The 14,132-nt window shown below is 73.5% G+C and carries 13 protein-coding genes and 1 pseudogene; all 14 read left to right on the plus strand.

Going from position 1 to position 14,132, the window contains the following annotated elements; translation table 11 throughout:
- Positions 1–225: pseudogene (locus tag GSY69_RS14530) on the plus strand (hypothetical protein); the annotation flags it as partial.
- Positions 222–1,046, plus strand: coding sequence for a TlyA family RNA methyltransferase (locus GSY69_RS14540; RefSeq protein ID WP_160953028.1), 825 nt, complete (start codon positions 222–224; stop codon positions 1,044–1,046). The pseudogene GSY69_RS14530 and the gene GSY69_RS14540, both read left to right, overlap by 4 nt.
- Before the next feature lie 87 nt (positions 1,047–1,133).
- Positions 1,134–2,072, plus strand: a complete 939-nt coding sequence (locus tag GSY69_RS06305; RefSeq protein ID WP_326958111.1) for an NAD kinase — start codon at positions 1,134–1,136, stop codon at positions 2,070–2,072.
- The gene (recN, locus tag GSY69_RS06310; protein WP_160953029.1) at positions 2,069–3,799 is read left to right on the plus strand and encodes a DNA repair protein RecN; all 1,731 of its coding nucleotides are present in this window, start codon (positions 2,069–2,071) and stop codon (positions 3,797–3,799) included. The genes GSY69_RS06305 and recN overlap by 4 nt, the downstream gene beginning before the upstream one ends.
- Before the next feature lie 53 nt (positions 3,800–3,852).
- Positions 3,853–4,854 carry a putative cytokinetic ring protein SteA gene (gene steA / locus GSY69_RS06315; RefSeq protein ID WP_235936343.1) on the plus strand — a complete coding sequence of 334 codons (1,002 nt, stop codon included), beginning with the start codon at positions 3,853–3,855 and terminating at the stop codon, positions 4,852–4,854.
- Between the two features lie 55 nt (positions 4,855–4,909).
- Positions 4,910–5,842 (plus strand): copper transporter, encoded by a 933-nt coding sequence (locus GSY69_RS06320; protein WP_160953030.1) that lies wholly within the window; start codon positions 4,910–4,912, stop codon positions 5,840–5,842.
- A 161-nt stretch (positions 5,843–6,003) separates the two neighbouring features.
- Positions 6,004–7,134 (plus strand): hypothetical protein, encoded by a 1,131-nt coding sequence (locus GSY69_RS06325; RefSeq protein ID WP_160953031.1) that lies wholly within the window; start codon positions 6,004–6,006, stop codon positions 7,132–7,134.
- A 115-nt stretch (positions 7,135–7,249) separates the two neighbouring features.
- On the plus strand, positions 7,250–8,947 hold the full coding sequence (locus GSY69_RS06330; protein ID WP_407925010.1) for a CTP synthase: 1,698 nt from the start codon (positions 7,250–7,252) through the stop codon (positions 8,945–8,947).
- A gap of 5 nt (positions 8,948–8,952) precedes the next feature.
- The gene (locus GSY69_RS06335; protein WP_160953059.1) at positions 8,953–9,582 is read left to right on the plus strand and encodes an NUDIX domain-containing protein; all 630 of its coding nucleotides are present in this window, start codon (positions 8,953–8,955) and stop codon (positions 9,580–9,582) included.
- Between the two features lie 4 nt (positions 9,583–9,586).
- The gene (gene xerD / locus GSY69_RS06340; protein WP_160953033.1) at positions 9,587–10,540 is read left to right on the plus strand and encodes a site-specific tyrosine recombinase XerD; all 954 of its coding nucleotides are present in this window, start codon (positions 9,587–9,589) and stop codon (positions 10,538–10,540) included.
- 140 nt (positions 10,541–10,680) lie between these two features.
- Positions 10,681–11,562 (plus strand): ParA family protein, encoded by an 882-nt coding sequence (locus GSY69_RS06345; protein WP_160953034.1) that lies wholly within the window; start codon positions 10,681–10,683, stop codon positions 11,560–11,562.
- Positions 11,563–11,579: 17 nt separating this feature from the next.
- Positions 11,580–12,437, plus strand: coding sequence for a segregation and condensation protein A (locus GSY69_RS06350; RefSeq protein WP_328698782.1), 858 nt, complete (start codon positions 11,580–11,582; stop codon positions 12,435–12,437).
- On the plus strand, positions 12,430–13,074 hold the full coding sequence (scpB, locus tag GSY69_RS06355) for an SMC-Scp complex subunit ScpB (RefSeq protein ID WP_160953035.1): 645 nt from the start codon (positions 12,430–12,432) through the stop codon (positions 13,072–13,074). Before GSY69_RS06350 ends, scpB begins: the two co-directional genes overlap by 8 nt.
- Before the next feature lie 131 nt (positions 13,075–13,205).
- Complete coding sequence (locus GSY69_RS06360) at positions 13,206–14,090, plus strand: hypothetical protein (protein ID WP_160953036.1); 885 nt, start codon at positions 13,206–13,208, stop codon at positions 14,088–14,090.
- Positions 14,091–14,132 lie beyond the last annotated feature (42 nt).

A 14,132-nucleotide genomic window follows, 5' to 3' on the forward strand; every position in this document is an offset into this window, starting at 1 on the left:
CGCCTGCGCGACCGCATCACCTCCGCACCGCCGGCACCGGGCGCCGCGCCCGGCCCCGCAGGCGCGAGCGGTTCGGACCCACAGGACCCACAGGACCCGCAGGACCCGCAGCTCGCGCAGTGGCGCGCCGAGCAGGAGCGCATCGCCGGGCTCGAGCCCGCCGCGGCCGCGGCCGCGGCCCGCACCCTCCTCGATGCCATGGAGCGCGGGCTGGAGCAGCGGTGACCCGCCTCGACGCGGAGCTCGCCGCCCGCGGGCTCGCCGCCTCGCGCACGCGCGCGGCCCGGGAGATCGCGGCCGGGCGCGTGCGCGTCGACGGCGGCATCGCCGCCAAGGCCTCCCAGCCCGTCACCGCGGACAGCGTCATCGAGCTGCTCGACCCGGACCCGTGGGTCGCCCGCAGCGCCCACAAGCTGCTCGGCGCCCTCGACGCGCTGGGCCTCGCCCCGGCCGTCCGCGGTGCGCGCGCCCTGGACGCCGGGGCCTCCACGGGCGGTTTCACCCAGGTCCTCCTCGCCGCCGGTGCCGCGCACGTGAGCGCCGTGGACGTGGGCCACGGACAGCTCGACCCGGTGCTCGCCGCCGACCCGCGGGTCGCCGACCTGCCCGGGACGAACCTGCGCGACCTCGACCTCGCCGTGCTCGGCGGAGCGCCGGTCGACCTCGTCGTCGCCGATGTCTCGTTCATCTCGCTCACCTACCTCGTGAGCCCGCTGCTGGGCGTCTGCGCCCCCGGGGCCCGCCTGCTGCTCATGGTCAAGCCCCAGTTCGAGGCGGGCCGGGCAGGGTTAGACAAGCACGGCGTCGTGACCAGCCCCGCCGCGCGCGCCCAGGCCGTGCGCACGGTCGCAGCCGCCCTGACCGCCGCCGGCGCGACGGTGCTCGCCGGCGCCCCCTCGCCGCTGCCGGGTCCCGCGGGCAACCGCGAGTACTTCCTCCTGGCACGGGCCCCGGGCGCGGCGGAGGAGCCGGGCGCGGACAGCGCCCCGCAGGCGGGTTGGGACCCAGAGGAATTCGCCGCGCAGATCGCGGCCGGTCGCGCCTAGCCGCACAGCCGGCCCCCGCCTCGGCCCCCCGCGGCGGTCGGATCAGTAGAATCGGGTGCGGATCGCGCCGAGGGGAGAGGAGAGCACGTGGAGGACCCGCACGCCCAGCGCAGCATGGTCGTGGTGCTGCACCCCCACCGCGCCGCCGCCCGCGCCGCCGCGCTCACCGTGTGCGCGCGGCTCGCCGCGGAGGGCATCGAGGCGCGCATGCTCGAATCGGACTACCGTGCCCTCGTCGAATACGAGGACCAGCCGGAGGTCCCGATCTCCGTCATCCCCGACTCGGCCCCCAACCCGGACAGCGCCGATGTCGAACTCGTCATGGTGCTGGGCGGCGACGGCACGATCCTGCGCGCCGCCGAGCACTTCCACGGCTCGCAGGTGCCGATCATGGGCATCAACCTCGGCCACGTGGGGTTCCTGGCCGAGAGCGAGCGCAAGGACCTCGAGCTCGCCGTGCGGCGGGCCGCGGACCGCGACTACGAGGTCGAGCAGCGCATGGCGCTCGACATCGCCGTGTCGCTGGGCGACGAGGTCATCCACCGCGGCTGGGCGCTCAACGAGGCGACGATCGAGAAGAGCCGCGACTGCTCGATGATCGAACTCGCGCTCGGCGTCGACGCCCGGCCCGTCACCTCGTTCGGCGCCGATGGCGTCATCCTCGCCACCCCCACCGGCTCCACCGCCTACGCGTTCTCCGCGGGCGGGCCCATCGTCTGGCCGGAGGTCGAGGCGCTGCTCATGGTCCCCATCAGCGCCCACGCGCTGTTCGCCAAGCCCATGGTCGTCGCCCCGGATGCGCGCCTCGGAGTCGAGTTCGCCTCCGTCCAGCCCGATGCCTCCGCCGAGCTGTGGTGCGATGGCCGCCGCATCCTCGACCTGCCGCGCGGTGCGCGCATCGAGGCGGTGAAGTCCGCCACGCCCGTCCCCCTGGCCCGGCTGAACATGGGCGAGTTCTCCGACCGCCTCGTCGCGAAGTTCCATCTGCCGGTGGCCGGCTGGCGGGGACCGGCGGTCGAGCCGTGATCGAATCGCTCACCATCGAGAACCTCGGCGTCATCGCCTCCTCCCACATCGACCTGGGCCCCGGCCTCACCGTCGTCACCGGCGAGACCGGCGCCGGCAAGACGATGTTCGTCACCGCGCTCGACCTGCTCACCGGCTCCCGGGCGGAGGCGCACATGGTCCGCGCCGGGGCCGAGCGAGCCGTCGTCGAGGGCGTCTTCTCCCTGGGCGGCGCGCCCGGGGTCGCCGAGCGCGTCGGCGAGGCCGGGGGCGAGGCCGACGATGAGGTCATCGTCGCCCGGGTGCTGCCCGCGGCCGGGCGCGCGCGGGCCACGGCGGGCGGGCGCACCGTGCCGGTGGGGGTGCTCTCCGACATCGGCGCCGAGCTCGTGAGCATGCACGGCCAGAGCGAGCAGCTGACCCTGCGCCGGGCCGCGCGCCAGCGCGAGCTGCTCGACCGCTTCGGCGGCCCGCAGCTGGCCGCCGCGCTGGCCGACTACCGCGCCGATTTCGCCGCCTGGACGCGTCTGGAGAAGGAGAACGAGGAGCTGCGGGCCGGCGCCCAGGAGCGCGCGGCCCGCATCGCCTTCCTCGAGACGGCGCTTGAGGCCATCGAGGCCGTGCGCCCCGTCGCGGGCGAAGACGAACGGCTGCAGGCCCTCAGCGCCCGGCTGTCCGCGGCCGAGGAGCTCACCGCCGCCGTGGGCCGCGCCCACGACGGGCTGGTGGGCAGCGACTGGGACGAGGCGCCCAACGCCGTCGACCTCATCAACGCGGCGGCGGCCGAGGTGGGCCGCGCCGCCGAGCGCGATGCCTCCCTGGCCGAGGAGGCCGAGGCGATCACCGGGCTGGGCCTCCAGCTCGCCGACGCCGCCGAGCGGCTGGGCGGCTACCTCCAGGGCTTCGAGGAGCTCTCCGAGGTCTCCGTCGAGGACACGGAGTCCCGCCGCGCCGCCCTGGGCTCCCTGTCGGCCTACGGCGCCGACGTCGGCGCCGTCCTCGCGTTCGAGGAGCGCGCGGGCGCGGAGCTGCTGGCCCTGCGCGCCTCGGACGAGTCCCTCACCGACATGGACGAGCGCCTCACCGCCGCCCGCGCCGCCGTCGAGGCGTCCGGTGAGGTCCTGCGGGCCGCCCGCGGCGGGGCCGCCGAGGACTTCTCCGCCCAGGTCGCAGCGGAGCTCGCCGCGCTGTCCATGCCGAAGGCCGGTGTCGTGTTCGAGATCGAGCCGGCCGCCCCGCACGCGCTGGGCGCGGACACGGTGCGCATGCTCTTCTCCGCCCACTCCGCCACGCAGCCCGGCGACATCGGCAAGCTCGCCTCCGGCGGCGAGCTCTCCCGCGTCATGCTCGCGATCGAGGTCGTCATGGCCCGCACCGAGGCGTTCCCCACGTTCGTCTTCGACGAGGTCGACGCCGGCGTGGGCGGGCGCGCCGCCGGCGAGATCGGCCGCCGCCTCGCCCTGCTGGCCGAGCGCTCCCAGGTCATCGTCGTCACCCACCTCGCCCAGGTCGCCGCGTGGGCCGATCACCACATCACCGTCGTCAAGGACGACGGTGGAGCGGGCGTGGTCTCCGGCGTCCGCGTGCTGGGCGAGGAGGAGCGCGAGGCCGAACTCGCCCGCATGCTCGGCGGCATGTCGGAGTCCGGGTCCGCGCGCGCCCACGCCCAGGAGCTCATGGCCACCGCCGCGCAGGCCAAGCGCGGGAGCGCGCAGCAGGTCGGCGGGGCACCGCAGCCGGGCAGCTGAGGCGGCCCGCTCCCTCAGAGAGCGCTCAGGCGCCGCGTGGCACAATGATCCCGATGGACACACCTCCCCCCGAATCCGACCCGGTCGCGCAGATGCGCGCCGTGCGCGCGGCAGATGTCGCGCGCCGGCGCCGCCGCAGGATCGCCGAGCGCGCCGCCGCCGGGCGGGATTCCGGCGCGGGTCCGGGTGACGGAGCCCCGGCCGGCTCCACCGCCGCGGGCACCGGCGAGCGCGGCCCAGCCGGCGCCTCGGCGGCGGGCGACGGCTCCACCCGCACGAGCATGAACCGGGCCCTGGCCGGCCTCGTCGAGACGATGGCCGCGCACGAGCGCGAGGGCCGCGAGCTCGTCGCCGACGACCTCGAGCTGCCGCAGCTGCGGACCTCGTTCGAGGGCCGCCAGGCGCTCGTCGTCGTGCGCGGCCACCACTACAAGGAGGACCTCGCGATGCTGCGGTCCTACATCCGCGAGTACAAGCCCGTGCTCGTGGGCGTCGACGGCGGCGGCGACGCCCTCCTCGAGGCCGGCTACACCCCGGACCTCATCGTGGGCAACCTCGACGCGGTCTCCGATGCCGCTCTCAACACGAAGGCCGAGCTCGTCGTCCATCCGCGCGGCGGCGGGGGCGATGCCGGCGCGGCCCGGCTCGAGCACGCGAACCTCGACTTCGAGCGCGTCGAGGCGCCCGGCACGAACGAGGACCTCGCCCTGCTCATGGCCGACACGCTGGGCGCGCAGATGATCGTGGCCGTCGGCACCAACGACACGTTCGTCGAGTTCGCCGACGGCGGGCGCTCGGACATGGCCACGACGTTCCTCACCCGGCTGCGGGTGGGCTCCCGGCTCATCGACGCCAAGGGCGTCTCCCTGCTCTACCGCCGCAGCGTGGGCTCCTGGCAGCTCATCATCCTCGCCATCGCGGGCCTGCTCGCGGTCGCGGCGGCGCTCTTCGCCACCGCGGCCGGCCAGACCCTCATTGGCCTCATCGGCGCCCAGCTCGACGGCTTCTTCGGCTGGGTCCACTCGCTCTTCGCCTCCGCACCCGCCAGCGAATAGCGGCCCACCCGCTCCGGCCCGCGCACCCACCGCCCAGACAAGGACGCAACCGCCCGTGATCGACTTCCGCTACCACCTCGTCTCCCTCATCTCCGTGTTCCTCGCCCTCGCGGTGGGCATCGTGCTGGGCGCGGGGCCGCTCAAGCAGCCCATCGGCGAATCGCTGCAGAGCCAGGTGGAGAGCCTGCGCACGGACCGCGACAAGCTGCGCGGCGAGCTCGACACCGCCCACGGCGATGTGCAGAAGCTCAACGACTTCGTCGTCGCCGAGGCGCCCAGCCAGCTGCGCGGGGCCCTCAAGGGCCGCACGGTGGCCGTCGTGCACGCCGCGGATGCGGATGCGGACCAGCTCGCGGCGGTGCAGCAGCGGCTGCGGGAGGCGAACGCGAAGACGGTTGACGCCGGGGGGCTAACCGCCAAGACCTTCGCCTCCCAGGAGCGCGACGACCTCGTCGCGAAGCTGCGCGAGCTCGACACCGCGCTGCCCAAGGACCCCGGGACCGCGCTGACGACCGCCCTGGCCAAGGCGCTGAGCGCCGAGCGCGGCTCGCAGCCCTACAGCGCCCAGACCGCCAAGGACGTGCTGACCGCGTTCCAGGACGCCGGCCGCTTCAAAGGCGGGCAGGCGCAGAAGGCCGATGCCGTCGTCTTCGTCGCCGGGGCGCAGACCGCCGCGCAGGACGAGGGGGCCACGCCCACCGCCGGGGCCGCACAGTCGATCCCGGAGGACCTCGTGGCCTTCGCCGCGGGCCTCGGCACCCGCATTGCCACGGTGGTCGAGGGCACCTCCGGCAACGCCTCCAGCGGCCTCGTCGCCACCCTGCGGGCGGACAACGCGGACGTGACGACCACCGACGGCCTCGAACTGGGCGCGGGCCCCGTGATCGGCGCGCTCGCCGTCAAGGAGCGCCTCGCGACGAACAAGAACCAGGCGTACGGCTTCGCCGACGGCACCGCCTCCCTCGTCCCGGGCATCGCGAAGAGCTGAGGCCGAACAGCCGAGGCCGGGCGCGCGCCGCCCGCCCCCGGCGGCGGGTGCGCCCGGGACCGCGGCCGGTGCGTCAGGGCCGGCGACCGGTGCGCCGGTGCCTGCCGTAAGGTAGGGCCAGACCGGCCGTGCACGGCCCGACACGCTGCAGGAAGAGGACCATGAGCTCACCCGACGCCGCGCTTGCCCTCGACGGGCGCACGCGCATCCTCCACGTCCTCACGAGCGCGCACACCGCCATCGGCGAGGTCGCCCGCGCCGCGATCGCAGCCCAGCTCGAGGCGGGCCTGGCCGTGGCCGTCGCCGCCCGGCCCGAGGTGCTCGCCGCGCTCGAGCTGCCGGCCTCCGAGCTGCTGCGCACCGTGCCGATCGCGGCCGCCCCCGGCGTGCGGCCCAGCGACGCCGAATCCGCGCTCGCCCTGCACAAGCGCTACCGCTTCGTCGACGTCGTCCACGCCCACGGCCTCCACGCCGCCGCACTCGCGGGCCTCGCGTGCACGGGACTGCCGCAGCGCCTGCGGCCCGCGCTCGTCGCGACGCTCGGCCACGACGAGCAGACGGGGCCGATCGGGTCGCTCGAGGGCGCCGTCGTCGCCCGCACCGCCACCGCGGTGCTCGGCACCACCGAGCCCATCTGCGAGCACTACGAGGACCGCGTGCCCCTGGTGCGCCGGGCCCGCCTGCTGCGCTCCGAACTCGCCCGCGAGGTCGCCCCGCGGCTGAGCCGTGCCCGCGTGCGCGAGGACCTCGACGTCCCCGCCGGGGCCGTGCTCATCGCCGTGCCCGTGCGCATGGCCGACACCCCGGAGTTCACCGCGATCCTCGAAGCCGCCGCGCGGCTGCCCGAGGCGCGCGGCGACCGGCGCTGGGTCGTGGCGTTCACCGGCGGCGGCCGCGCCGCGGACACCGTGGCCCGGGAGTTCCTGCCCCGCTTCGACCACCTGCGCGTCGAGCCCCAGGTCAGCACCGTGGACACCGCGGCGGCGGCGGACATCGTCGTGGCCGGGACGAAGCTGGGCGGCATCGACGCGGCCGGCCTCATGCAGCTGCGCCGGCCCGTGGTCTTCGTGGGCTCGGAGCAGGAGGCCCGGGTGTGGGGTCCCTCCATCCCGCGCGCGGCACCGGGGGACACCCGCGGGCTGCTGCACGAACTCGAGGAGCTCTCCGACCATCCGGCCCAGCGCGTCCAGGACGGCTTCGCCGCCCGCCGCCGGGTCGTCGCCGATGAGCGCTTCGACCCCGCCGCGCTCGACGACGTCTACGCGCGGGCGCGCATCGCCGCCGCCCTGTAGCCGGCGTGGTCGGCCCAGCCCGGCGCCCGTATTCCCGCGCCGAGCCGCCCCGGCCCGCCCGGTGCGCGCCGGGCGCTAAGCTCGAATCCCCAGCGACTGCCGCCGGCCCGCGGCTCTGTTAGAATCGAGGTCCGTGGTGCAACGACTGAGTTCAAGCGGAAAACACAAGACCCGACACATCTTCGTCACCGGCGGAGTCGTGTCCTCACTGGGGAAGGGCCTGACCGCTTCGTCGCTCGGCCACCTCCTCGCAGAGCGCGGCCTCAAGGTCGCCATGCAGAAGCTCGATCCCTACCTCAACGTGGATCCGGGCACGATGAACCCGTTCCAGCACGGCGAGGTCTTCGTCACCGACGACGGCGCGGAGACGGACCTCGACATCGGCCACTACGAGCGCTTCCTCGACACGAACCTCGACGCCAGCGCCAACGTCACGACGGGCCAGGTGTACTCCGAGGTCATCGCCAAGGAGCGGCGCGGCGCGTATCTGGGCGACACCGTCCAGGTCATCCCGCACATCACCGATGAGATCAAGGCGCGCATGCGCGCCCAGGCCGACCGCACCGACGGCGGCGCCCCCGATGTCATCATCACCGAGGTGGGCGGCACGGTGGGCGACATCGAATCCCAGCCGTTCCTCGAGGCGGCCCGGCAGATCCGCCACGACGTGGGCCGCGACAGCGTCTTCTTCATCCACGTCTCGCTCGTGCCCTTCATCGGCCCCTCGGGCGAGCTCAAGACGAAGCCCACCCAGCACTCGGTGGCCGCGCTGCGCTCGATCGGCATCCAGCCCGATGCGATCGTGCTGCGCTCCGACCGGGAGCTGCCCGGCTCCATCCGGGCGAAGATCGCCTCGTCCTGCGACGTCGACTACGAGGCCGTCGTGTCCTGCGTCGACGCGCCGAGCATCTACGACATCCCCAAGGTCCTCCACGACGGCGGGCTCGACGTCTACGTCATCCGCCGGCTCAACCTGCCCTTCCGCGACGTCGACTGGTCCGAGTGGGACCGGGTCCTCGACCGGGTGCACCGGCCCTCGGCGGAGATCGAGGTGGGCCTCGTGGGCAAGTACATCGACCTGCCCGACGCCTACCTCTCCGTCACGGAGGCGCTGCGCCACGGCGGGTTCGCCAACGACGCGAAGGTGAGCATCCGCTGGATCCTCTCCGATGACTGCGAGACGCCAGAGGGCGCGGCCGAGCAGCTCGCGGGCCTCGATGCGATCTGCGTGCCCGGCGGCTTCGGGGTGCGCGGCATCGAGGGCAAGATCGGCGCGCTGGGCTATGCCCGCGCCCACGGCATCCCCACCCTGGGCCTGTGCCTGGGCCTCCAGTGCATGGTCATCGAGTACGCCCGCGCCGAGGCGGGGGTCGAGGGCGCCTCGTCCACCGAGTTCGACCCGGAGGCCGCCGAGCCCGTTGTCGCGACGATGGAGGAGCAGCTCGAGATCGTCGACGGCGAGGGCGACCTGGGCGGCACCATGCGCCTGGGCCTCTACACCGCCGAGCTCCTGCCGGGCTCCGTGACCGCCGCGGTTTACGGCTCGGACAGTGTCGAGGAGCGCCATCGCCACCGCTACGAGGTCAACAACGCCTACCGGCAGCGCCTCGAGGACGCCGGCCTCGTCATCTCCGGGACCTCGCCGAACGGCCAGCTCGTGGAGAACGTCGAGCTGCCCGCCGAGGTCCACCCGTACTACGTCGCCACGCAGGCCCACCCGGAGCTGCGCTCGCGGCCCACCGACCCGCACCCGCTCTTCGCCGGCCTCATCCGGGCCGGGCTCGACCACCAGCGCGCGGCCGGCGGGGCGTAGGCGTGCTGCGCGACCAGCCCGTCGACGTCGAGGTCTCCGACTCCCAGACCGTCTTCCGGGGCAAGGTCTGGGACGTCCAGCGCGAGACGTTCACGCTGCCGGAGGCGCAGCGGCCCATGGTGCGCGACTTCGTGAGGCACACCGGGGCCGTGGCGATCGCCGCGCTCGACGCGCACGACCGGATCTTCCTCATGCGCCAGTACCGCCACCCCATCCGCACCCGCGACTGGGAGATCCCGGCCGGGCTGCTCGATGTCGACGGGGAGGACCCGGCGGCCGCCGCGCGCCGCGAACTCGCCGAGGAGGCGGACCTGCGGGCCGCCGACTGGCACGTGCTCGCGGACTACGTCTCCTCGCCCGGCGGGATGGACGAGACCCTGCGCATCTACCTGGCCAGGGAGCTGAGCGAGGTCCCGGATGCCGAGCGCTTCGCCCGCGCGGACGAGGAGAGCGGCATCGAGCCGCGCTGGACACCGCTGGCCGAGGCCCGCGAGGCCGTCATCGCCGGGGGCATCGGCAACGCCACGACCCAGCTGGCCGTGCTCCACGCGTGCGCGGCCCGGGAGCGCGGCTGGGAGGACCTGCGCCCGGCCGATGCGCCGTGGCCGGCCCGCGAGCACCTGCGGGGACGCTGAGCCCGTGGCCCGCCACGGCGCGCAGCTGCTGCCCGACGGGCCGCCCGCCCTGCGCGCCGCGGCCGCCGACTACCTCACCCACCTCCGGCTCGAGCGCGGCCTGTCCGCGAACTCCATCGACGCCTACGCCCGCGACATCGCCAAATACGTGGCGGTGCTCGCGGCCCGGGGCGTGAGCGACTTCGCCGCGGCCACCGCCGAGGACATCCGCGCGTTCGCCGCGGCTCTCGAGGCCGACGGCCTTGCCGTGCGCTCGCGGGCGCGGGCCACCGTGGCCGTGCGCCGGCTCCACCGCTTCCTGCTGGCCGAAGGCCAGGCCGCCGACGACCCCGGGGCGGACGTGGCCCCCGCCTCCGGGGCCGAGCGGCTGCCCAAGGCGCTCACGGTGGCCGAGGTCGAGGCGCTCATCGACTCCGTCAGCGGCGAGAGCCCCGGCGAGCTGCGCGACCGCGCCGTCCTCGAGTTCCTCTACGCCACGGGGGCGCGCATCAGCGAGGCCGTCGGCCTCGACGTCGACGACCTCGACCTGGGCCAGGGCGTGGCGCGCCTCTACGGCAAGGGCAGCAAGGAGCGGCTCGTGCCGGTGGGCTCGCTCGCCGCGGCCGCCCTCGAGGCCTGGCTGGTGCGCGGACGCCCCGGATTCGCCGCCAAGGGGGCCGGCGCCTCGGGCGAGCGGGCCGGCGCCGTCTTCCTCAACGCGCGCGGGGGCCGGCTGAGCCGGCAGAGCGCCTGGGCGATCGTCACCCGCGCCGCCGAGCGCGCCGGTCTGGCCTCCCACGTCACCGCCCACTCCCTGCGGCACTCGTTCGCCACCCACCTGCTGGAGGGGGGCGCGGACATCCGCGTCGTCCAGGAGCTGCTGGGCCACGCCTCGGTCACCACGACGCAGATCTACACGCGCGTCACCGCCGAGAGCCTCCGCGAGGTCTACGCGACTGCCCACCCGAGGGCGCGGTAGCGCGGGTCATACACGCGCGTCACCGCCGAGAGCCTCCGCGAGGTCTACGCGACTGCCCACCCGAGGGCGCGGTAGCGCGGGGCTCCTGCGGGCGCGGTAGTCTGGTCCCGATCCGCCCCGACGAAAGGTGAGAGCTCCCCGTGGCCGACTCCCAGCAGCAACTCGACATCCCCGCCTCCGAGCAGATCGGCCCCACCGGCCGGCCCCTCGTCGAGTTCCCGGAGCCCGCGCCGCTCGACGAGCACGGTCCCGCGCGCATCATCGCGATGGTCAACCAGAAGGGCGGGGTGGGCAAGACCACCTCGACGATCAACCTGGGCGCTGCGCTGGCCGCCTACGGCCGCCGCGTCCTCCTCGTCGACTTCGACCCGCAGGGTGCGCTGTCCGTCGGCCTGGGGCTCAACCCCCACGACCTGGAGCTCAGCGTCTACAACGTCCTCATGCAGTCCCGCTTGGATCCGCACGAGGTGATCGCGACGACGGCCGTGGACAACATCGACGTGCTGCCTGCCAACATCGACCTCTCGGCCGCGGAGGTCCAGCTCGTCGGCGAGGTCGCCCGCGAGCAGGTGCTCGCCCGCGCGCTCGCCAAGGTCGCCGACGAGTACGACGTCATCCTCATCGACTGCCAGCCCTCCCTGGGCCTGCTCACGGTCAACGCCCTCACCGCCTCCCACGGCGTCATCATCCCGCTCGAGACCGAGTTCTTCGCCCTGCGCGGCGTGGCGCTGCTCGTCGAGACGATCGAGAAGGTCCAGGACCGCCTCAACCCGGGCCTGCAGATCGACGGGATCCTCGCGACGATGTTCGACGGGCGCACGCTCCACGCCCGCGAGGTCATCGCCCGCGTCGTCGAGGCGTTCGGCGATCGGGTCTTCGACACCGTCATCAATCGCACCGTGAAGTTCCCCGATGCCTCCGTCGCCGCCGAGCCCATCACCTCCTACGCGCCCACCCACCCGGGCGCGGAGGCCTATCGGCGGCTGGCCCGGGAGCTCATCAGCCGCGGCGGCGCCCCCTGAGCGCGGACACCCTCGCGGTGGCAGCCGCGCACCCGGGCGCCGGGGAGCGCGAGGCCGCCGAGGCGGTGGCCGGGTTCGTCGTCGAACTCGGCAACTTCTCCGGGCCCTTCGACGTGCTGCTGGCCCTCATCGGCAAGCGCCGCCTCGACATCACCGAGGTCGCGCTGGCCGAGGTGACCGACGAGTTCATCGCCTACGTGGGCACCCTGCGCGACCGCGGGGCGGCCAGCCTGGCCGAGCTGTCCCACTTCCTCCTCGTCGCGGCCACCCTGCTCGACCTCAAGACCGCCCGGCTGCTGCCGCGCGGCGAGGTCGACGACGAGCTCGACCTCGAGCTCCTCGAGGCCCGCGACCTGCTCTTCGCCCGCCTCCTCCAGTACCGCGCCTACAAGGGCGTGTCCGCGGTGCTGGGCGCGGCGATGCGCCAGGCCGCGCGCCGCACTCCGCGCGCCGTGCCGCTGCCGCCGGAGTTCCACGACATCCTGCCCCCGCTGGACTTCACGACGAGCCCCCAGGCGCTCGCCGCGCTGTTCGCGGCCATCATCAGCCGGGACCGCACCCCGCCCAGCGTCGCGCTCGACCACCTCCACCTGCCGCAGGTCAGCGTGGCCGAGCAGCGCGCCCGCATCGTCGCGCTCCTCGAGTCGCACGGCGGGGCCGCCGAGTTCGCGCAGCTGACCGCGGATGCCGAATCCGGCCTCGTGGTCGTCGCCCGCTTCCTCGCGCTGCTCGAGCTGTTCAAGGCCGGGGTGTGCGCGCTCGACCAGGACGAGCCGCTCGGGGCGCTCCACGCCCGGCTGCGCCCGGGCGCGCCCGGCGCCGCGGCGCTCGGCCCGCCCAGCGCGGACACGGCGGGGGAGGATCCCGATGCCTAAGCCGCCGCGCCCGGACGGCTCCGCGGACCCGGCCGCGGAGCCCCGTGACGGCGGACCGGCGGCCGCGCGGGAGCCGGTGGCCGAACCGGCACCCGAGCTGCGCGCGGCACTCGAGGCGATCCTCGCCGTCGCCGCCGAGCCCGTCGCCCCCGCCCAGCTCGCGGATGCCCTCGGAGCGGATGCGGGCGAGGTCGCCGCTGCGCTCGCCCACCTCGGCGCGGACTACGACGGGCAGCTGGCCGGCCCGCGCCGCGGCTTCGAGCTGCGCGAGGGCCCCGGCGGCTTCCGGCTCTACTCCCGCGCGGCGCACCACGAGGCGGTGCGCGAGTTCCTCACCGCGGGCCAGACGGCCCGGCTGTCGCAGGCAGCGCTCGAGACCCTGGCCGTCATCGCCTATCGCCAGCCCGTCACCCGCGCCCGGATCGCCGCGATCCGCGGCGTCAACGTCGACGGGGTCGTGCGCACCCTGCTCATGCGCGGGCTCATCGTGGAGGCGGGCGAGGACGGCGCCTCGGGCGCCCAGCAGTTCGTCACGACCGACGAGTTCCTCGCCGCCGCGGGCCTCGACGCCCTCGACCAGCTGCCGGACATCGCCCCGTTCCTGCCCGAGGGCGACGACGTGCCCACGGCCGACTGAGGTCGGGAATACATTCGTTTTTCGGTGTACTGTTTCCGAAGTGGCTATCTGCTGCTCCGGGTTGGTGTCAGTGATCCGCCTACGTTTCCAATCGCGACCGAGTGCTCGCGGTGTCACAAAGGATTCTCCGCATGAATCGTATCCTTCGGTCCGCAGCGCTCTTGTCGATCGTCGGGTTGAGCATGTCCGGTTGTTCGCACAAGGAAGAAGGAGGTTCTTCCACTTCTGCTACTCCTAGCTCAGAGTCGCAGGCAGACGCGGCATTGGTTCACGAGAAGGCCGCGGACTGGGGAAGCGTGGATCAGCTTGAGATCCCGAAGCTGACGCAGTCGACAAAGCGCTATACGGCACAGGACCTCGTCAGCATGGAGGAAGCCGCGTCTTCCATCATGCGCGCGATGTCGATACCCCACAAGAATCTCGACACAAACGAGGCCGTTCAGCAGACACTGAACTCGGCTCCCGGTCAGCTTCGCAGTTATATGCGAGGTTTTGTGAAGTGGGATAAGAAGCATGAAGATTTTTGGCCCCTGGGATATGCGACCGACCTGGCTGACGGGTGGTCGGTCACAGGTAGCGGGCAGTCGACATCTGGGTGGCAGGTGAAAGATGTCAAGTTGCGCGGGGAGCCTGCGGTCGAGGTTTCACTCGCGACTCGTTCTATCTATCCCCTGGTCCGGAACGGTGAGTCTGAGCCGGCGCTGGTTCCGATGGTGCGGTGGGTGTCGTTGACCACCGTCAACCCCGAATATGCGGCTACTAGTGGCGATTACTACTACAGGGGTCTGATGAGAGCATCTGGTGCGGACGTGTGTACTGCCCAACGTGGCCGTGTAGCTCCGTACGTTGAAAAATCCTCTCCTTCCGCAACATCTACAGCAACTGCGAGTTCAGATGGCAGTAGCTTTCTAAGACGCTTCTTTTCCGCTCCGAAAGGTGAATATATCGGAAAATCAAAGTTCCGGTATTCCAAGAAGGAATTGGCGGACATGAAAAAGCAGGTTGCCGCCTGCTAGCTAGCACCCGGTGCGCGCTCGACAGCCAGGGTACCTGCACCG

The organism is Brevibacterium rongguiense (assembly GCF_009857845.1).
GTDB classification, from domain to species: Bacteria; Actinomycetota; Actinomycetes; order Actinomycetales; family Brevibacteriaceae; genus Brevibacterium; species Brevibacterium rongguiense.

What these genes read in the sequence shown, in the direction of transcription:
- steA (WP_235936343.1), top strand. Translation starts at nt 3,853, where the DNA reads ATGGACACACCTCCCCCCGAATCCGACCCGGTCGCGCAGATGCGCGCC.
- GSY69_RS06360 (WP_160953036.1), top strand. Translation starts at nt 13,206, where the DNA reads ATGAATCGTATCCTTCGGTCCGCAGCGCTCTTGTCGATCGTCGGGTTG.
- scpB (WP_160953035.1), top strand. Translation starts at nt 12,430, where the DNA reads ATGCCTAAGCCGCCGCGCCCGGACGGCTCCGCGGACCCGGCCGCGGAG.
- GSY69_RS06325 (WP_160953031.1), top strand. Translation starts at nt 6,004, where the DNA reads ATGAGCTCACCCGACGCCGCGCTTGCCCTCGACGGGCGCACGCGCATC.